Raw genomic sequence first — 20,797 nt, 5'->3', positions numbered from 1 at the left:
TATCTGATTTTAACCTCTCGGCGCTATCTTTGCAAACATGGTATCCGTGCAGGAAATAAAAGACAGCGTAAAAGATGAGATGTTGATTTTTGAAGACAAATTCAAAGAATCATTGCGCACTGACGTTGCTCTGCTAGATAAAATCATGCATTATGTAATCAAAAGACAGGGCAAACAAATGCGCCCCATGTTTGTTTTTCTCTCTGCAAAATGCATTAACGGACAAGTGAAAGATTCAACCTACACCGCCGCCGGATTAATTGAACTTTTGCACACCGCTACCTTAGTTCATGATGATGTTGTTGATGATGCTAACGAACGTCGTGGTTTTTTCTCTGTCAACGCTTTATGGAAAAATAAAATTGCAGTACTCGTTGGAGATTATCTGCTTTCAAGAGGTTTACTTTTATCGGTAGAAAACAAAGAATTTAAAATTCTACAAATTGTTTCCACCGCGGTAAAAGAAATGAGTGAAGGCGAATTACTTCAAATTGAAAAAGCGAGAAAATTAGATATCACCGAAGAAATATATTTTGAAATCATCAGACAAAAAACAGCTTCACTGATCGCATCTTGTTGCGCAGCCGGCGCATCGTCAGTTTCTGATGATCAAGATCAAGTTGATAAAATGAAAAAGTTTGGTGAATTAGTTGGGCTGGCTTTTCAAATTAAAGATGACATTTTTGATTACGGTGATGGTGATAAAATTGGAAAACCAACCGGCAATGATATTCGTGAAAGAAAAATTACGCTACCCTTAATTTTTGCCTTGAAAAATGCAAGCGCAGAAATTCAAAGAGAGCTTATGAATATCGTTAAAAATCACAACGAAGAATCTGCTAAAGTTAAGCGCGCAATTGAATTAGTAGTGTCTTCAGGCGGTGTAAAATATGCCTATGACAAAATGATTGAATTGAAAAATGAAGCGTTGAATCTTTTGAATGAATTCCCCGACTCAGCCCCAAAAAATGCTCTTGCCGGTTTAGTTGAATACACCGTTTATCGTGAAAAATAGTATGCACTTATGGAATTGAATTTTTCAATCATGCAAAAAAATAAATTCGCTTTTTCTGTCGTGTTTTTTTCTCTGATTTTAATCGCGTTTATTTCTTGTAACGGGGGAAAAAATAAAGAAGATAAAAGAGAGAATGACTCAACCAAAACACAAACTAATCCTATCCAAAATAATTCATTGACGCCTGAAATTTTACCCGGTGATTATACTGATTATCATCCCAACGGTGCGGTAAAAATGAAAGGAATTTACAATGACTCACTTCAACGTGAAGGGCTTTGGATTTCATATTATGATAACGGAAATAAATGGAGTGAGTCATATTACACCAAGGGAAAAAAAGAAGGTCATTCAATTACTTTTTTTCCTAACGGACAAATCAGGTATGTGGGTGAATATAAAAATGACCTAAAAACCGGAACCTGGACCTTCTACGATGAAGAAGGCAATATTTCTAAAGAAGAAAAATACTGATTTTCAAAGATCTCTAAAGGGACTTAGTCTTTTTACTCGGCTCACGCAAAACAAAGCCAATCAATTACCGTTAACTCACTAGATCATACATTTTAAGCAGGACACAAATTAAATCGTTGATTTTTAGTACATTTGATCAGAGCTTACAAAGCAACCTTATTAAGCCGTTAAACGTTTAGACAGGTACGGTATTTGATAGATGAATTTTGTGCAACCCTTGTGTACCTCATTTCATCATCATACAAACCAAACCTGGTCAAGCATACATTGAAATGAAAAACTTATTGCTCATCCTATTCAGCTTTTTTCTTCTGCCAATCTTTGGTCAGGATGAAATTTGGATGCGCCCAAACCGCGGTCAGTGGCATGACAATGTTGAATACCTCATCAACGTGCCCGGCGGTCAGATGTTTTTAGAGAAAGGCGGTTTCACATACGCGTTTACAAATTTCAGTGAATTCAGACATCACCATGATGATGAAGAAAAACCTGAAGAAATGAAATCTCACGTAGTGCGCACGCACTTTATTGGCGCTAATCCTAATCCCGGATTTGAAGAGCGTGAACCCGCTCCATTTTATGAAAATTATTTCCTTGGTTCTGATTCATCTAAATGGGCAACTAATGTTTATGCCTGTAATGAAGTAAGATATCTTTCTCTCTACAACGGAATTGATTTACATATCTATGAAAATAATGCTACGCTCAAATATGACGTGCTTGTTCAACCCGGTGCTAACGCTGAAGATTTTGTTGTAGAGTATGAAGGGCATGATAGAGTATATATTCAAAATGATCAACTAATCATTGAAACCAGTTTAGGAAATATCATTGAAGGCAAACCAAAAGCATATCAAATCATTGATGATAAAAAAACTGAAGTTGCATGTTATTATCAACTCAACGGAAATCAAATGCACTTTGTTTTTCCAAACGGCTATGATACTTCGGCTGTTTTAGTTATAGATCCTGATTTAACTTTTTCTACATTCACAGGCTCTTCAGCTGACAACTGGGGAATGACTGCATGCCCTGATCAGAACAAAAATCTTATTGCCGCAGGAATTGTTTTTGGTTCTGGATACCCTACCTCATCAGGACCACTTGACGGCTCATTTAACGGGGGACAAATTGATATAGGAATTACTAAATTTAATTCAACCGGATCAGGCATTCTTTTCTCTACTTATTTAGGTGGAAATGATGAAGAGTCTCCTCACTCATTAATTGTAAATGATGCCAATGAATTGTACGTGTTTGGCGTTACTTCGTCAACTAATTTTCCTGTCAGCGCAGGTGCTTATCAAACCACTAAACAGGGTGGAGCATCTTTCATGTTTGACAACTATGTGACTTTTGATGGATCTGATTTATTCATCACCAAACTATCTGCATCAGGCAATTCAATTATTGGCAGCACGTATCTTGGTGGAACAGGTAATGACGGTATGTCAAGCGGTAATGACATTGCATTTAATTATGGAGATGTTTTCCGCGGTGAAATTATGGTTGACAATTCATCTGTCTATGTTACTTCCAGTACGCAATCTACTAACTTTCCAATTGTCGGAGGTTTTGATAACACCTTAGGCGGCACGCAAGATGCGATTGTTGCAAAACTCAATGGCAATCTTACTTCACTTCTTTGGAGTACCTATATTGGTGGATCAGGTTTAGAGTCGGGTAACTCTGTTCAACTTGATTCTAATGGAGATATTTTTGTTGCAGGCGGAACAACCAGTGCAAATTTATTAAACACAACCGGCAGCATGAATCCTAGTTTCAAAGGCGGTACAACTGATGGATACGTTTACCGTTTTGCTGCCCCCGGTTATGGTACCGTAAAAGGAACTTATCTTGGAACAAATGATTATGATCAAGCGTATTTTGTTCAGTTGGACATTGATAATTACGTTTATGTTTACGGACAAACCAAAGGTCCCTACACCGTTACTTCAGGTCACTACGTTAATCCCAATAGCGGACAATTTATACACAAAATCAGCAATGATTTAACTACCACACAATGGTCATCAGTGTTTGGCAGAGGTAGTGGAAACGAAGAAATTTCACCCACTGCTTTTCTCGTAAGTGATTGTTATGAAATTTTTATTGCGGGCTGGGGCGGTGTTACCAATTCAACCAACTCATCTGCCATTAATAGTACTACACTTGGTTTTCCTGTGACGCCGGATGCATACCAACTCACCACATCTGGCAGCAATTTCTATTTGGCTCAATATTCTAAAGATATGCTCACGTTGAAATATGCAACCTTTATGGGAAGTACAACCGGTGCCAATGATCATGTGGATGGAGGAACTTCTCGTTTTGACAAAGGAGGCGGAATTTATCACGCAGTATGCGCGGCGTGCGGTGGTAATCCAAATGGTTTTCCAACTTCACCCGGTGTTTTTTCTCCAACTAATAACAGCAACAATTGTAATCTTGCGGCATTTCTTTTTGAGTTAAATCAAATTGAAGCCGTGCTTGGTCTTGGAACTCCCGTGATATGCATTCCTGACCCTGTTATATTTGACAACAACAGCCAGAACGGGAATTCTTACTTCTGGGATTTTGGCGATGGATCAACTTCAACTGACTACGAACCAACGCACTTTTACACCACACCGGGTAACTACACTGCCATGCTTATTGTGTCTGATTCCATGGGTTGTTTTTTACCGGATACCGCGTATGTAGATGTAGAAATTCAATTATTACAAGCTGAAGCAGGAACACTTGCTGATACTATTTGTCCGGGAGAATCAGTACAACTTTGGGCAATTGGTGGCGACTCTTATGTTTGGGGTCCGGGTGAATTTTTAGATGACTCCACAAGTGCAAATCCGGTGGCTACAATATGGGAAGAAACAACTTTCACCGTTGTTGTAGAAAGTGATTGCGGACAAAGTACGGTTGATGTTATTGTACACGTCTTTGGTGCTGATGCTGCTGCAAGTCCTGATACCGCAATTTGCGTAGGAGGTTCAGCTCAACTTTTTGTAGCCGGAGGTGAAACGTATTCCTGGACACCACCGGTTTCTTTAGATGATCCTTCAAGCTCATCTCCAATAGCAACACCTTTAATTACTACCACGTACGTTGTTGAAATTGTCACCCCTGAAGGATGCCATATTTTTGACACGGTGAAAGTCATAGTTGATCAAGATTTACCTTATCCAAATCTAGTTGATTACGTTGCACTCTGCAAAGGCGATGAAGTGCAGATTGCCGCGCATGGTGCGACAAGTTATTTATGGAGCCCAAATTACAATATCAGTGCAACCAATATTTATAATCCTTTTGTTTGGCCATCGGTTGATACAAGTTATGCTGTTAAATTCACCAACGCCTGCGGTTCAACTTTTGATACCGTACATGTTGATGTCATTGAAGTGACAGGATATGTTTCACCGGACACCATTATTTGTCCTGAAGGTGAAGCGGTATTATGGGCATCAGGCGGAGTAAGCTACAGCTGGACTCCGACAGGCACACTTTCTGATCCGCATGATTCTGTGACTACCGCCAACCCAAACAACAACACAACCTACACAGTTACAATAACAGATATCTACGGATGTTCTACCTCATTAATCACAACCGTTGAATTATATGAATCACCTGTTATTACGGTATCACCGGCAGTATATGCCGTGCAGGGAGATACGGTTCCAATTTGGGCTGAAGCAAACGGAACCATCATTTGGTCTCCTCCTTACTATGTTTACTGTGTTGAGTGCGCTGAAAATTTTGTTTATCCTCCGGGTGAAATGATTTATACCGCAACGGTTGTAGATCAGAACGGCTGCACAGCAAGCGCCAATGTTCCTATCTATTTTGATCCTTTAATCTATGTTCCTAACGCCTTTACACCAAATGGAGATCAGCACAATAATTATTTTCAAGCAATAACTCAGAATATCTCTTACTTTGAAATGCTCATCTTTAATCGTTGGGGTGAAATTGTTTATTCAACATCTTCTATTGATCATCAGTGGGACGGCACGTATAATGGCACAAAAGTTCCGGATGATGTGTATGTTTGGGTGATCATGTATAAAGACCTTGATGAAAATGAACATCAGTTAAGAGGTCATGTCACTGTACTGAAATAAAATCAAGTTATGAAAATTCAAAAAATATTTTTTCCGGTTTTTATTTGCGCTATATCATTACTTGGTATGTCTGCCGCCAAACCAGATTCTCCGGCTTATATTTATGTTGATGGAAACAACAATGAATTCATTATTCGTACAGATAGTTTGATTTATAATCCGATTAAACCCAGTGAAAGTTCATCAGGAGAATATTCTGGAGGTGAACCAAAATCAACATCCATTAATGAACCGGAATTTGATTTCATTTCAACTTTAATCAAATCAATTATAAAAGATAAAAAGAATCAATTAGACACCCGTCTGATGGGTTGTGGTACCTTGGTGATTGGCAAAAAAAGTTTATTTGTTGATTCCAACTCTTCACTTAAAATTGAACTGGAAAATTATTTAAGAACCATGTTAGGCCTATAATGCCTCCCATGCATTTATCTAAAACACACAACTACTTTTCGTCAGTGAAGCGTGGGTCAGTCTCCATCACGTGTCCGCATTTTTTACACGTGCGCAAATCAAGTGAATTGTAAAATTCTCTGAATCGCGGCTGAAAATCTTTTTCTACATTCTCTAACTCAAAATAGGTTTCATGTAATTTGTGATTGCATTTGTCACAGAACCAAAGTAAGCCATCTCTGAAATTTGTTCCCTTGCGCACACATTCAACTACAAGACCAACGGTATTTTCAGGACGCGCCGGGCTATGCGGGGTGTTGGCCGGCAAAAGAAACATATCACCTTCTTTGATTTCAATTTTTCTCGCCTTGCCATCCTCTTGAATGGTTACAGATATGTCTCCTTCAATCTGATAAAAAAGTTCTTCCGTTTCATTGAAGTGATAATCTTTTCTTGCATTTGGCCCGCCAACTATCATCACAATATAGTCACCTGATTCAGTGTACAAATTTTTATTTGATACAGGAGGTTTCAACAGATTTCTGTTTTCATCAATCCACTTTTTCAAATTAAACGGAGCACGTATTGGCATAATATGGGGGTTAGAATTCAGATGCTAAGATAAAAAAAACGCCCCGAGGTTGTCGGGGCGTTTCATATAATAAATTGCTTTTATTATTCTTTTACTACTTTGGTAATGTAAACTTCTCCATCAATCAATATGTGAATGAAGTAAACACCACTTTGGTGCTGGCTCATATCTACCTGAACTGCGTTTGCACTGTTCATTGAGAAAGTTTCAATTACTTTACCTGTAACATCAACTAATTGACCACTTACGTTGTCAGCAAATGTACCGGCAGGTTGAATGAAGAGAACTTCAGAAACAGGATTTGGGTAGATGGTATACAATGTATTTCCATTTTCATCAACACCAACTTGGCTGTCAACAGTAACAGTGAGTGTGGTATAACATCCGTTGCTATCAGTTACAATAACTGTATAGTCACCTGAAGTAAGGTAGAAAAGATTTTCAGTATCATCATTGTCACCAGTACCATCATTGTCCCAATCAACCATGAAAGGATAAGCAGAACCATAGATTGAAAGATAAATAGCTCCGTCATTTCCATACGTTTCAGGAGAAGGTGAAGCAGCGAGAACAGGAGCAGGTAACGAACTTACATAAGCAGTATCAGAAGTAACACATCCCAAAGAATCTGTTGCTGTGACATAATAAGTGCCTGCAGTTGATATAGAGTTCACGTTTGAAGTTGCTCCGTTACTCCATAGATATGTATCAAATCCTGCTGATGCAGCATAAACAGTTGGGTTAGTTTCACAAATAGTTACATCATCAATATTAACCGGCATAGATTCACTAATTGTAATTGTTTCCTGAACCTCACAACCAACACCATCAGTAACAGTCAGCGTATAAGTACCGGCTGGTACATACGTGGTATCGGAAATTGATCCATTGCTCCATGAATACACATAGTCAAATCCTGTTGAAGTATTCACATAACAATTAATGAATTGCGTTACTGGTCTTGTTGTACTTGTACCAGTAATAGTACTAGCTCCACAAACAGTTGCATTATCCGCACGGTAGTAAATTGAAGATGTATTCACAACATCAGGAGTTGTCATGGTCATGATCACATTTTCAGTGTAGTTTGAATTATTGAAACAAGTTTCTAAAACTAGGTTGTCAATTCCATTCCAGTAATAAGGAGTATCAAAATTGAACCAGTTCCATCCAACAGTAATAGTGTGTGTTGCAGGCGCAAGCACCTCAACAGTACTGTTGTCCCAAGCTAATGTATTGTTGTTTGTTGTTGCACCCATTTTAATAGTCCAGTTATTCAAGGTAAGTGTAGAAGTACCTGTGCTTTGAACATAAAATGCAATACCTGAAATGTTTCCTGGTTGAACTCCCATTGTGTTTAATTCTGCCGCTCTGAATAAAAACTGTTCACGGTTACCCCAATAAAAGTTACCAAGCGGGCATGGGTAAGTTGTTGTTGTATTCAAAGTGGTAGATGTTACATCAACACTGAAAGTATCAGCTACTCCAGTACAAGCATAAGTAGAAAGTTCACTTGGGAATGTTGGAGTGATATTTACACCACCGGTGATGTTGTCAATAATTAATACGCCTGTTGAATCCAAACATATCCATTCATTTACTGCATGTGTTGTAGCAGCAAGAGGAGCTGTAGCTAATTCAGTTATTACTTGACAAACCACATCAGATGCACCATTATCATCAGTAACTGTACAGCAATATGTGCCTGCACCTAATCCTGAAATTGTAGCGGTTGTGCCACCGTTATCCCATGAATACGTAAATGGCGGAACACCAAAGGAAGCAGATACTGTGATCTCGCCGTCATTTGCACCAAAACAAGTTACATCATTGTAAGAATCAACAGCCACAGTGAAACTCATTGCTTCAATATTGAAATCATCAATTGCCATGTCACTGTAGAAACTTGTTCCTACTTGAGCAACAAATCTAAATTGAACTGAATCATTTCCGGCCAACATGGTGATATCGCTAGAGCTTACTTGCCAAAGATCAATATTGTCAGTCATTGGTGGAACTAATACTGTCCATGGTTCAATTAAACCTGTTCTGTATTCCATTGATAAAGTACCCTGAGTTGTTCCGTACATGTGATAAGCAAAAGACAACTCGTAAGCAGCTGCGCCTGTTAAATCAAACCACGGTGAGTTCAGTTTTCTTTGATCATTCAAGCATCCTGATGACTCAGTATACATGTATTTTCCGGTTCCGTTACCCGGATTGTAATCTACGATTGGACCAGTCAACGCAGAAGGAGTGCCGCCCGCATCAGGTACCCAGTCATTGGCATCTGATAGATCATTTGACCATCCTGTACTTAGCATTGTATAGCCGGTACAAGCTGTAGATGCTCCTTCACCTTCAAAGTTTTGATTGTAGGGATAGGTGTTAATCACCTGAGCTGAACCCCAAGCAGAGACTGCCAGCCCAAAAATTAGTAAAGACTTTTTCATATTTATTAGTTTAGTGTTGAAGGGGACAAAATTACGCACTAATTAATTCACGACATTCATTTATCTGCACAATTTCTTCACATCCAATTAATATAAAGTGTGATAAAATCAATCCTAAATCGTTCATTATTAACGAATTTTGCTCATCAACAATTGTTTATACTTGATGTCTGTAACAGATAACAGATGAACTTGTTCACATAGAGTTAATCTGTTTTTTCACAAAAAGAAGCATAGGGCCAAACCACAAAACAATTAAACAAGTTTTGATGACAAATTGCAATTGTGTTTACTTTTGAGAAAATAATCATCCATGAATCTGAACCTCCAAAATAAAACCGCCCTGGTATGCGGCAGCACACAAGGTATTGGTAAAGCAACCGCCATTGAACTTGCTTTGCTGGGTGCAAATATTATTTTGCTTGCAAGAGATGAAAACAAACTAAAGGCGGTACAGAATGAATTAGACAGTTCTAAAAACCAAAAACACACTTTTTTAGTTGCTGATTTTTCTCAAAGTCAAGAACTGGAAAAACGGATTCATGATTTTTTAAAAGATAAATCTGTTGAGATATTAGTAAACAACACCGGCGGCCCAGCGGCGGGACCTGTTAATTCAGCATCATTAGAAGAATTCAGAATTGCTTTCAACATGCATTTAATTTGCAATCATATTTTAGTGAGCGCAGTAAAAGATAAAATGATTGCCGCAAAATACGGACGCATCATCAATGTGATTTCTACTTCAGTTAAACAACCTTTACCTAATTTAGGTGTATCAAATACCATACGAGGCGCTGTTGCCAATTGGAGCAAAACATTAGCCAATGAATTGGGTCAATATAATATCACCGTTAACAATGTTCTGCCGGGTGCAACCAACACAGCACGGTTAAAATCTATTCTTGAAAATAAAGCTGCAAAAACCGGTGAAAGTTATGATAGTTTACTCAAACATATGGCTGATGAATCACCCATGAAACGCATTGCAGAACCTGAAGAAGTAGCAAACGTAATTGCATTTTTAGCGTCTCCGGCTGCAAGCTATATCAACGGAATTAACGTGCCGGTTGACGGGGGGAGGACTAAGAGTTTGTAGCGTGAGGAATAGCGGATTGAATGAGGGAATGAGTTAGCGTTTTCTTTTTAGCGCTTTTCATAAAGGTGTTAAGGCCGGTAAGGACACGTAGAGATTCATAAATTTCTAACCTGTAGGCATTCCTAGAATTTATTCTAATACTCTTCTCCCATCATGGCATCATACGCACATTGATGCACGCGTTTGCGGATACCGTATTCATAGGTTTTGTTATTCACGGTTGGGTGAACGGCGTTAGACAAATAAATATAAATTAATTCGTGTTCAGGGTCAATCCAAAAACAGGTGCCGGTGAAACCTGTGTGACCATAAGTGCTCAATGATGCGTTGGGTGACATACCAAATGATACTGAACCCATGGATGGTTTGTTGAATCCTAATCCGCGAAAACAATTTTCCTGACGTGAGGTGAATTTTTCAACGGTTTCTGCTTTCAAATATCGTTGGCCATTATACACTCCTTTGTTGAGCAACATCTGGAATAATATGACTAAATCATTTGCTGTTGAGAAGATACCGGCATTACCTGCTACTCCTCCATGCAAAGCTGCGTTGGGATCATGCACATAGCCATGCAAAAGTTGTTTTCTCCACCAGGTATCATTTTCTGTTGGCACAATAATATCTCTGCTGTATTTTTTCAGCGGACGATACATGGTGTGATTCATTCCTAATGGTTTGTAAAAGGTATTGTACAAAAATTCTTCAAATAAATTTTTATCCTTCAGTTGTTTTTTTGGCTGATTGAAACCAAATTTTGCAGGATCTTTTTGAATGATACTTTTAAAAATAAAATACAAAGTATTCATGTTGACATCACTGTAGTGATATGACTTATCAGGATTGAGATAAATCTGATTTAATTTGAGCCACATTGAATCTTGCTGTTCTCTTTCCAAATAAAATCCCTCAGCTACTTCAGTATTATAAACTGAATCCGGACGATCACAATAATATTTATCATATCTGCCATAATCAGGTGTGGTGTATTTCATGTATTTGATAACGGGAAAACCTGCAGGCATTCCGCTGCAATGGGTGAACAATTCCTGAAACGTGAGATTGCGAATGGTACTAGGAAATTTCAAATGCAAGCGCAATGAATCCGGCAAATAGGTAGCAAGACTGTCATCTAATGCATACATGCCCATTTCATAAAGTTTCATGCCTACCATGGTAGTGGAAACAACTTTGGTTATTGAAGCCAGATCATACATGGAATTTTCAGTTACCAAAGATTGTCCTTGATAGGTATGTTTTCCAAAAACACGATCATACACAATACAACCATTTTTTGCAATTAAAACTTGTCCTCCGGGGAAAGCGTGATTACTCATGCAATTACTCATCATGCCCGAAATATAGGCAAGGGTGTCTGCATCTAATCCAACAAAATTTGGATCAGTACGAGCAAGTAATTTTTTCTCCAAAAAAATTCCTTTTACCAAAGTATCCGGCAAGTAAAAATCTCCGTTTAAGGTGAGACGTGAAGTGATCTGTTGCACAAAAATTCCTACTGAAAAATCATTTATTTCAGGATAAAAAATTAAATTAGGACAAGCACTCAACTTTTCATAATGCGCAGGATTTGAGAACGCAACCAAGGTGTTTTTTTCTGCTTTTATTTTATTTATTTCTGCAAGAAAATCATCACTGCACGTGTCATCCAACATAATCACTTTATTGCCTTTTGAATTGATTATTTCATTCAGATTTTTGCTGTCTGCTTTTTTATTTACTAAGCTCACTCCGCAATCTGTTCTTGTCTTTTGACTCAAATCTGTTGTCTTATCTGTGTACAAAGTAAATTTTGATTTGAACGGAATTAACTTACCATCATTACGCAACAACGCGGTGCTTTTTGACTGAAAATTCAGATGGATATAATTTAATTCTTCACTGCTATTAACGGGTTTTTTATATTCAGGTCGTTGTGCTTTTCGTTTGAGAATTCTTTTGGTGCTTTCATCAAAAATAATTTGTTCTTCTGAAGAGGGCTTCCATGCTGAAAATGTCTCAGGAGATTCAAGTCTTTTATACACTAGGTCTGTTCCATTTCCCAACAAGTAGTTGATCATTTGTTCTTTTGTACGCACAATAAAAATTCCTGCAAAAGAATATGATTTTCGGTAATTGTTTAAACTAACACTGTCATATTGCTGCAGTGTCAACTCAATTGCATGATTACACCATGATAAACTATTGAGAAAATTATCAAAATCAGTTTGTGCATTTTGATCATGAAAGTTTTGGATTACCGGCGTGATACCTTGTTTCAAATAAATGGAGTCAAGCCAAGCACGATTGAATTTATCAGGTGGTATGGGTTGATTAAAATTGAGTAATTGAAATCCTGCCTCACCAAAAAATTGCGTGAATGAAAGATCACGTGCATCTTTGTTTGCCTCCCACCATGGATATGAAGTCGTATTTGTTATTTCAGTATAATCAGCATAGAAAAATGGCTGAACCAGTTGGTGCGTGTCAAGTATATTTTTTAGTCTTTGAATGCTGTCTGTATTCCAATTTATCAAATGAAGAGCGCCAGGTTGATGTTCCACAACCCAATTAGCAAAACTATCTATGGCCTGTTGGTAATGATCAGGAATTTCAAAGATGAGGTGTTGATTGTATGCTTGTTCTTGTGTAAGATTACCAAAAATAGAATCAGCCCAAAATGAGGTGCTGTCAATTCCCGCTTCATGTTGCTCAACACTGTTTGATTCTCCGCCACATGAGAAGAACACAAAAGCAAACAAACTATACGCAAAAAAAAACCGGTAAAAAAAGTGATGCATCCCCAATAACAATTATCATTCAAATGTACAATAATCTGCTGAATGCAAATGAGTATCGACTGCCTTCTTCCGCTTTGAAAAAAGTGAAAAGCAATTTCTAGTTTTAATTTCAACTAAAAATAGAAATTCAAAATACAGCGATTTTTTTAATTACCTGAGAACGGTAATGTGACCAACGTATTCATGTGGCATTAATTCACGATCAACAACTCTTGCCTTATAAACAAAAACACCATCAAACGCTACTTGATTATTATACGTGCCATCCCAACGGAAATACTGATCGGTGGTTTCGTAAATTAAATTTCCCCAACGATCATAAATCTGGAATAAAAAGTCAGTTGCACCAATCACACTTACCTCATAATAATTATTGAAGCGGTCAGCGTTTGGTGTAAAGCTATTTGGCGCATAGAAATAGAATTCAGGTTTGATGTAAATTGGTTTTGTTACCGTATCAGTACAACCAATCTCATTGAATGCAACAAGGGTAACATCATACCATCCCCAATGGCTATATGTAGTCAAAGGAGAATTATTAGTAGAAAAATCTCCGTTGTCAAAATACCATTCCCACGCAACTCCTCCGGTGGATAAATTTTGGAATGCCACGGGTAAATCTACCATAGGTTCATTGGTGAGAACACCAAAATTTGCATGAGGTCTTACTACCTCAACTATGGTTGAGCCATCAATATGATAGGTGTGACAATCATCTTCAACAGCAACGGTATACGTGTGAGTATAATTAGGCGACACCATTACAGAAGAAGTTGTTTCACCTGAATGATACCAATAGTAAGTATAGTTACCCAAACCTTCAGATGCAATCACAAAAATATTGGCCGTATCACCCGGACAAATCAATTGATCAGGTGACATAATTAATTCTAACACGGATGCAATCACCGTAACAGTTATATTCGTTTGCGTTGGAGATCCGCAACCATCTTCAATCATAACAATGTAGGTAGTTGTAACCATAGGAGAAACCGTAACTACAGGACCGGTGCCAATGGTAGTTGTTCCATCCATCCATGTATAAGTAAAGGAACCTTCACCGCCTGAAGCCTCAGCGTAAAGAACAACCGGAGTATTAGGACAAAGTACTGACGTATCAGGCGAAGTGATTATGCTGATTGGCGGATAAACCGGAACGGTAACAACCGCTGATCCATTTGCCGGTGTACCAATACAGATATCAGTTGCCGTGAGTGTATATGTGGTGGTTGATAATGGAGCAACAAGGATGTCTTCTGTAGTTTCACCTGTTGTCCAAGAGAAAGTATAAGGTTCAATTCCACCGGTGACAGTGGCATTCAAAGTAACTTCTTCACCGGGGCAATGCAACGAGTGACCTGAGATACTCACTTGTAAAGGCGCTGTATTTTTTATGACAAGATCAAGAGAAATAAAAGTACTTGTACCACATGGATCAGGCTGATTCAATTGAATAATAATAGTTTCATCTCCTTCAGCCAATGCGTCAGAAAAAGCATCAACTGTGAAGGTCACGGTAGTTTGTCCGGCAGCAAAATTTACTGATGGTGGAATGTTGGAATAATCAACTCCTTCAGTTGCGGTGCCTAATACAGTGATTGGAATACTTTCAGCTGCCGCCGCCATGGATGCAGGACGACTAACCGTTACAGTAACTGATTCACATCCTTCAGCCATCTGATAATTATTACCAAAATGATCATTGGTTAAGTCTCCATTAATTTCAATGGGCGCAAAACTTGCGAGTGAGTTTGCTTCCAAAAAAATTCCTGAATCATAAGCGCCATCACCCGCATCTGCAATAGCAATTACCAAGTGATAGGTCTCACCACATTGAACATCTGCTTTAGCTTCCATCACTACCGTGAAGCCATCATACTGAATGTAAAAACTACTGCCGTTGTATGGTGCATTAGATCCTGTACCGTTGTTGACGTAGTATGTACAATTCTGGCAAGGCCCAGTGTTGGATGTTCCGTTGTTGATGTTGTCAATTGAAACCACACCACCGCCGCCGGGAATATTAGCCATATTATAAGTACCTCCAAAGCCCGGACCCGTGATGAAAAAAGCAAATGCATCATTAAAACCGCCGTCAACAAATTCAGGATATTCATCAGAACCAAAAACATATCTGAACTTCACACTGTCACTTTGTGGCACAAAATCAAATTCAAGAATGGCAGCATTATATGTTGAGGCTCCGGCAAGTGTAGTGAGCGGAGTATAACCGGGTTCTCCATTATCAATGCCGGCACTTCCACTGTCATTAGGGCCGTGCGGACCATTACCTCCAAAAATCCACCTGAATTTAAAACTGTACCTGTGGTTAATAGTATTCCGTTACTTAATCCAAGATTAGTGCCTGTACCGGTAAAAGAGCCAATTGCTTCAGGGTGTCCGTTATACATTACGTTTGACACTGCTACCCCACTGCCCACAAGTACGTTTTCTACCAGTTGTGTCGGTGTCATGGAAGTTGAGGTAGTTAATTGTCCGTATACCTGAACTTGAACAAGCAGCAGCATGCTGAGGAAAGATATGTGAATCAGACTTTTCAGAAATCGGGTGTTTTTTTTAGCAGTTAGTTGATTTGCCTGTTTAGTATATATAACGTCAAATCAAGTAAATGGTTGTTCAAATGTAAGCAAAAAACGAGCCAAATGTATGAACCATTGATTCAACTATCAGATGATTTTAAAAGACACCGACTGTGACTTTGAATATTAAATCCTTTCAGCAGGCTGCGGATATGCTTTAACATATTTTTCAGCACTGAGTTTCAGATGACAAAGATCAGGCAGAATATCTTGTATTCTAAGGTGTAATTAAATTCGGTATTTTTGTCCATCTTGAAATGGACTGAGAAAATAGGACAAATCATTGAGCGCATGCGTGAAAAGCATAAGCTCACTTATATGGATGATACCACTTACCATGAGAAGTGGAGTTTCTCCGTGTCGTCTATGACCATTCTTTCAGTCATTATATTTTACACTTTGCTGGTGATTGTTACTGTGATGATTTTATTCAGGTATACTTCACTCAGCACCATTGTTAGCACGCAATCTGCTGATGAAACAAGACTGATGCTGGAACAGCAGAATAAAACCATTGATTCATTATACCAAATGACCAATAACAATGATATTTTTCTACGAGACATTAAACATATACTCACTGATGAACCATTTGATGACAGTCTTTATCTTCAAAAGCAAGACACTACGTACGTAAATTATAAACCTGATTTTTCAAGATCAGCTGAAGACAGTTTGTTCAGAGAGCAAATGGAAAACCAAAAATCAGTTCCAACGGGAAATCCGGGAGGGTTTGCGGTAGATTTTTTCTTTGCACCGGTGAATGGTCAGATTTCACAATCATTCAACGCGGCTAAAGATCACTTTGGTGTTGATGTAGTTACTGTGGCTGATGAGCCGGTAAAAGCCTGTCTTGATGGAACTGTAGTAGTTGCCACTTGGGTTCCGGGTGAGGGCAACATTCTGATTGTGCAGCACAACAATGATTTCATATCGGTTTACAAACACTGTTCAGTATTATTAAAAACACAAGGAGATCGCATATTAACAGGTGATCCACTTGGAATAGTGGGCAACACAGGTGAAAACACTTCAGGGCCTCATCTGCATTTTGAACTCTGGCACAAAGGGGTTGCGTTAAATCCACAAGAATATATTTCTTTCTGATAAAAAGAATCCTTGTCTAAAACGTCTTTGATTCATTGACTTTATATTACTTTTGAAATTCTAAGTTCGGCACAGCATGTGGTTTAAAATTTCACAAATGATTTTGCGCTATCGGATTATTATTCTGATTGCAATATTTTTACTTACAGCATTCTTTGGTTATTTTGCGTTTACAAAAATCAAAATGGACAACAGCTATGGAACCATGTTGCCTAAAGATTCTAAACCAAAACGTGATTACGAATTATTGAAAAGTAGTTTTGGAGGTAGTGAATCACTTTTAATTTTTGCTGTACAAACAGAGGATCTTTATTCGCTTGAAAAATTTAATGCTTGGTATGAATTTGGACTTGAAGTAGCAAAATCAGATGCCATAGATTCTATTTTTTCTGAAGCACATCTTTACCAATTGGCAAAAGATACTGTAAATGAAAAGTTTTTCTTTGACAAAGTAGTGAGATCAAAACCTCAAACACAAGCAGAGGTAGATAGTCTCAAAAAAATCATTCGCTCAAACCCTTCATACAAAGATTTGATCTATAACCCTGAAACAAACACCTCTCTTTTGATGGCATTTGTTGATGAAGGCATCATGGCAGATATGAAAACTGCTAAAGAGCTTATCAAGGTAGAAGAAATTGCTTTGAAATATGAACCGGTGTTGGGTAAAATAAGGGTATCAGGCATGCCGCACATACGAGTGGCGGTTGCTAAAAAACTTGAAGGTGAACTTGGTTTCTTTATTGCGCTTTCCATTGGCGTAACCTCATTAGTACTCTTTATTTTTTTCAGATCAGTTCGCGTGGTGCTCATTTGTGTTTCAGTTGTATTTATTGGTGTTATTCTGGCATTGGGAACAATAGGTTTGTTGGGGTATAAACTATCTATTATGATGGTGTTGATTCCACCTTTGATGATTGTGATTAGTATACCCAATTGTACCTATCTCATCACAAAATATCATCAAGAGATTAAACATCACGGCAATAAAATCAAAGGGCTTTCAAGAGTTATTGGCAATATTGGTATTGCCTCATTCATGACCAACCTGACCACCGCACTTGGTTTTGGTACTTTCATGTTTACAAATTCAGAAAGACTATTTGAATTTGGCGTAGTTGCATCCATTAATATCATGGTGGTTTTTATTCTTTGCCTTACCGTATTGCCAATTATTTTAAGCTATTCCAAAGTACCCCAAACTAAACATCTTAAACATCTTGAAAAACAATGGCTGGTATTTGCAGTTGAAAAACTTGAATATCTCAGCATGTATAAACGCAAATGGATTTATGCCGGAGTTGGTATTATCGCCATTATATCAATATTCGGAATTATCAGAATAAAAACAACCGGTAATATCACCGGTGATTTACCTCAAGACGATCCCATCACACAAGATTTGCATTTCATTCAAGACAATTTCAGAGGCTCTATTCCTTTTGATATATTAATCAATACAAAAGATTCGAATGTCTACTGGAATCGTTTCAAAGAAATAGAAGATGTGCAAAACTACCTTGCAAAGTTTGAATATTTTTCAAAATCACTTTCAGTTGCTGACGGTATAAAAATCATCAACATGGCGTATAGCAATAATGATTCATCTCGTTATGTTATTCCGTCTGTAACCAAGATGAACAAAATGCTGCCGTATATAAAAAACTCTGCGGGCGGAACAGGTTCCAACGCTTTTCTAGATTCAACCAAAACCATTACCCGCATCACCATGCAAATTCGTGACACGGGCGCTTATGAAATACAGGCAATTGTTGATAGCATTGGTCCGGTGATTGATCGGTTGATCAATCCGCAATACGCCGCCATGGATAGTGCGTATCAGCAAATCATCAAGAAAAGTGGACAAGAAAAAACTGGTGCATTGCAATTGTTCTATTCTGAATATCCTGCCGTGACAAGTGATTTAAAAAGATTTTATTCAGGCACTGATGATGTAAACAATATAGATGAAAGTTCACTCTACGCAAATCATGACAATGCAGGATTCAATGACAGTCTCAAAAAAGCAATTGATGAAAACCACTGGGATGTAACCTTTACCGGAACATCAGTAGTTTCATCAAACGGAACACAATATCTTGTTATCAATTTGTTTACTTCACTTTCTATTGCTATTGTTTTAATCGGGTTGATTATGGCATTCCTTTTCAAATCATGGCGCATGGTTATTATTTCTCTTGTTCCAAATTTTATTCCATTGATGACTACTGCTGCTATCATGGGATATTTTGGTGTGCCCATGAAACCATCTACGCTACTTGTATTCAGCATTGCATTTGGTATTTCAGTTGATGACACCATACATTTTCTTGCTAAATTCAGACAAGAACTAAAACATCATGAACATGATTTTAGAAGATGTGTACTGATGGCCTTGCGTGAAACCGGTGCCAGTATGATTTATACGTCTATCATCCTTTTCTTTGGATTTTTGATGTTTACTTTTTCTGAATTTGGTGGTACTAAAGCGCTGGGCATACTTGTTTCTCTTACACTGCTTGTGGCTATGCTCTCAAATTTAATTGTATTACCAACGCTGCTTTTGTGGATGGATAAAAAGATGATTGTAAAAGCCATGCGTGAACCCATGCTTCAAATATTTCATGAAGAAGAAGACATTGAATTTGACAATCTTGAAATTGAAAACACCGTTCGCAAATACGAGGCAGAAGATTCAAACTCGAAGCAGATCAACGATGAATAATTTAGAAGTTTATCTCAAACTGACTGAAAAAGCTGTTTCAGAAATTCAGCTCCCCAAAACACCTGCACTGTTGTATGAACCCATGCAGTATATACTTTCTCTAGGTGGAAAACGCATGAGACCAGTTTTGACTTTGATGTCATGCAATGCTTTTGGAAAACCTGCTGAACAAAGTATGAACGCAGCATTAGCTGTTGAGCTTTTTCATAATTTCAGTTTAATTCATGATGATATCATGGATGCTGCGCCATTGCGCAGAGGTAAAGCAACTGTTCACACAAAATGGAATACCCATGTTGGAATTCTCAGCGGAGATGGAATGCTGATTGAAGCATACAAAAAACTCAACACCTACTCACCTGAAGTTTCTCATGCGCTGATAGAAGTATTTAATAAAACGGCAACTGAAGTGTGTGAAGGTCAGCAACTGGATATGGACTTTGAAAAACGTTCAGATGTAACGTTGAAAGAATACATTGAAATGATTCGTCTCAAAACATCGGTATTGTTAGGCTGTAGTTTACAGTTTGGAGCTATAGTTGCTCAGCGTGATCTTTCTGACCAAGAAAAAATATACCAGTTTGGTGTCAATCTGGGAATATCATTTCAAATACAAGATGACTTGCTTGATTTGTACGGTGACTCAACAAAAGTTGGCAAACAAACCGGCGGTGATATTCTTGCAAATAAAAAAACATTTCTTGTACTAAAGGCATTTGAACAAGCTGATCAGAGACAGAAAGAAGCATTACAAACAATGCTCACAGAAAATAATCCGGAAAAAAAATTAGCCGCAGCTAAACGTTGTTTTGAGCAATTGAATATTAAAACAGAAACTGAATCTGCCATTAAATATTACCACGATATTGCTTTAAAAAATCTGCGTGAAATAAAAATTTCAGATGAAGCACGCCAACCGCTTGAAGAACTGGCTGCGTTTTTGCTTAATCGTGATCACTGATCCAATCTGATCTTTCCGTTAATCCACTCCGGATCAAGTTCCGCGTGATATTTTTTGTAAAATTCAATAGCGGGTTCATTCCAATCCAGTACTTGCCATGATAACCTTTTCATGTTGCGAGTTTTTGCTAATTGCAGAATATAGTCAAACAGTTTTTTTCCAATGCCTGCACGTCTGAAATTTTCTTGCACGTACAAATCTTCAAGGTAAAGACATTTTCCTTTCCATGTTGAATAAGCTGTATAGAAAAGAGCAAAACCAACTACTTGATTTTTGTGCACAGCAACAATGCTTTCACAAACGGAGTTGTTTCCAAACAAATCTTCAGTAAGTTGCTGTTCAGTATTTGAAACTTCTTGTGCGGCGTTTTCATACATAGCAAGTTCACGAATCAATTTCAGCACATCTCCAACATCTGATTTAGTTGCCGGTCTGATTATGCTTGGTGATGAAGTCATG

At 38.0% G+C, this 20,797-nt stretch carries 14 protein-coding genes; 8 read left to right on the top strand and 6 right to left on the bottom strand.

Going from position 1 to position 20,797, the window contains the following annotated elements:
• Positions 1-37: 37 nt before the first annotated feature.
• The 4 genes from IPH66_12740 (at position 38) to IPH66_12725 (ending at position 6,024) form a co-directional block, all read left to right on the top strand.
• Entirely contained in the window at positions 38-1,015 is a 978-nt protein-coding gene (locus tag IPH66_12740) for a polyprenyl synthetase family protein (protein MBK7130212.1), read from the top strand.
• A 30-nt stretch (positions 1,016-1,045) separates the two neighbouring features.
• Positions 1,046-1,489: a hypothetical protein gene (locus IPH66_12735; GenBank protein ID MBK7130211.1), complete on the top strand. Its 444-nt coding sequence runs from the start codon at positions 1,046-1,048 to the stop codon at positions 1,487-1,489.
• A 272-nt stretch (positions 1,490-1,761) separates the two neighbouring features.
• Positions 1,762-5,610, top strand: a complete 3,849-nt coding sequence (locus IPH66_12730; protein ID MBK7130210.1) for a gliding motility-associated C-terminal domain-containing protein — start codon at positions 1,762-1,764, stop codon at positions 5,608-5,610.
• A gap of 9 nt (positions 5,611-5,619) precedes the next feature.
• On the top strand, positions 5,620-6,024 hold the full coding sequence (locus IPH66_12725; protein ID MBK7130209.1) for a hypothetical protein: 405 nt from the start codon (positions 5,620-5,622) through the stop codon (positions 6,022-6,024).
• Between the two features lie 31 nt (positions 6,025-6,055).
• Here IPH66_12725 and IPH66_12720 read toward each other — a convergent pair whose 3' ends face one another.
• Positions 6,056-6,595, bottom strand: a complete 540-nt coding sequence (locus IPH66_12720; GenBank protein MBK7130208.1) for a 3-hydroxyanthranilate 3,4-dioxygenase — start codon at positions 6,593-6,595, stop codon at positions 6,056-6,058.
• Positions 6,596-6,678: 83 nt separating this feature from the next.
• Entirely contained in the window at positions 6,679-9,048 is a 2,370-nt protein-coding gene (locus IPH66_12715) for a T9SS type A sorting domain-containing protein (protein ID MBK7130207.1), read from the bottom strand.
• A 313-nt stretch (positions 9,049-9,361) separates the two neighbouring features.
• Here IPH66_12715 and IPH66_12710 point away from each other — a divergent pair, with 313 nt between their 5' ends.
• Positions 9,362-10,147, top strand: coding sequence for an SDR family oxidoreductase (locus IPH66_12710; protein ID MBK7130206.1), 786 nt, complete (start codon positions 9,362-9,364; stop codon positions 10,145-10,147).
• 134 nt (positions 10,148-10,281) lie between these two features.
• Here IPH66_12710 and IPH66_12705 read toward each other — a convergent pair whose 3' ends face one another.
• From IPH66_12705 to IPH66_12695, 3 genes are all read right to left on the bottom strand, one after another.
• Positions 10,282-12,945, bottom strand: a complete 2,664-nt coding sequence (locus IPH66_12705) for a serine hydrolase (GenBank protein MBK7130205.1) — start codon at positions 12,943-12,945, stop codon at positions 10,282-10,284.
• Positions 12,946-13,095: 150 nt separating this feature from the next.
• Positions 13,096-15,090: a choice-of-anchor L domain-containing protein gene (locus IPH66_12700; protein MBK7130204.1), complete on the bottom strand. Its 1,995-nt coding sequence runs from the start codon at positions 15,088-15,090 to the stop codon at positions 13,096-13,098.
• Complete coding sequence (locus IPH66_12695) at positions 15,087-15,473, bottom strand: choice-of-anchor L domain-containing protein (protein MBK7130203.1); 387 nt, start codon at positions 15,471-15,473, stop codon at positions 15,087-15,089. The genes IPH66_12700 and IPH66_12695 overlap by 4 nt, the downstream gene beginning before the upstream one ends.
• 315 nt (positions 15,474-15,788) lie before the next feature.
• On the opposite strand from IPH66_12695, the gene IPH66_12690 reads away from it, so the two are divergent.
• The 3 genes from IPH66_12690 to IPH66_12680 all read left to right on the top strand — a co-directional run bounded on the left by IPH66_12690 (position 15,789) and on the right by IPH66_12680 (position 20,338).
• Positions 15,789-16,652 (top strand): M23 family metallopeptidase, encoded by an 864-nt coding sequence (locus tag IPH66_12690; GenBank protein ID MBK7130202.1) that lies wholly within the window; start codon positions 15,789-15,791, stop codon positions 16,650-16,652.
• Positions 16,653-17,787: 1,135 nt separating this feature from the next.
• A complete protein-coding gene (locus tag IPH66_12685; protein ID MBK7130201.1) occupies positions 17,788-19,377 on the top strand; it encodes an MMPL family transporter in 1,590 nt (529 codons plus the stop codon).
• Positions 19,370-20,338 carry a polyprenyl synthetase family protein gene (locus IPH66_12680; GenBank protein ID MBK7130200.1) on the top strand — a complete coding sequence of 323 codons (969 nt, stop codon included), beginning with the start codon at positions 19,370-19,372 and terminating at the stop codon, positions 20,336-20,338. Before IPH66_12685 ends, IPH66_12680 begins: the two co-directional genes overlap by 8 nt.
• On the opposite strand, the gene IPH66_12675 is transcribed toward IPH66_12680, so the two are convergent.
• On the bottom strand, positions 20,332-20,796 hold the full coding sequence (locus tag IPH66_12675; GenBank protein MBK7130199.1) for a GNAT family N-acetyltransferase: 465 nt from the start codon (positions 20,794-20,796) through the stop codon (positions 20,332-20,334). The genes IPH66_12680 and IPH66_12675 overlap by 7 nt on opposite strands.
• Position 20,797 lies beyond the last annotated feature (1 nt).

It is taken from the genome of Crocinitomicaceae bacterium, assembly GCA_016708105.1.
GTDB lineage: Bacteria > Bacteroidota > Bacteroidia > Flavobacteriales_D > Crocinitomicaceae > JADJGJ01.
This window is presented reverse-complemented; position numbering and strand designations above follow the sequence as displayed.

Coding starts and splice junctions, on each gene's coding strand:
- IPH66_12715 (MBK7130207.1), bottom strand. CDS start 9,048: ATGAAAAAGTCTTTACTAATTTTTGGGCTGGCAGTCTCTGCTTGGGGT.
- IPH66_12695 (MBK7130203.1), bottom strand. CDS start 15,473: ATGCTGCTGCTTGTTCAAGTTCAGGTATACGGACAATTAACTACCTCA.
- IPH66_12720 (MBK7130208.1), bottom strand. CDS start 6,595: ATGCCAATACGTGCTCCGTTTAATTTGAAAAAGTGGATTGATGAAAAC.
- IPH66_12680 (MBK7130200.1), top strand. CDS start 19,370: ATGAATAATTTAGAAGTTTATCTCAAACTGACTGAAAAAGCTGTTTCA.
- IPH66_12730 (MBK7130210.1), top strand. CDS start 1,762: ATGAAAAACTTATTGCTCATCCTATTCAGCTTTTTTCTTCTGCCAATC.
- IPH66_12735 (MBK7130211.1), top strand. CDS start 1,046: ATGCAAAAAAATAAATTCGCTTTTTCTGTCGTGTTTTTTTCTCTGATT.
- IPH66_12705 (MBK7130205.1), bottom strand. CDS start 12,945: ATGCATCACTTTTTTTACCGGTTTTTTTTTGCGTATAGTTTGTTTGCT.
- IPH66_12710 (MBK7130206.1), top strand. CDS start 9,362: ATGAATCTGAACCTCCAAAATAAAACCGCCCTGGTATGCGGCAGCACA.
- IPH66_12725 (MBK7130209.1), top strand. CDS start 5,620: ATGAAAATTCAAAAAATATTTTTTCCGGTTTTTATTTGCGCTATATCA.
- IPH66_12685 (MBK7130201.1), top strand. CDS start 17,788: ATGGTGGTTTTTATTCTTTGCCTTACCGTATTGCCAATTATTTTAAGC.
- IPH66_12675 (MBK7130199.1), bottom strand. CDS start 20,796: ATGACTTCATCACCAAGCATAATCAGACCGGCAACTAAATCAGATGTT.
- IPH66_12740 (MBK7130212.1), top strand. CDS start 38: ATGGTATCCGTGCAGGAAATAAAAGACAGCGTAAAAGATGAGATGTTG.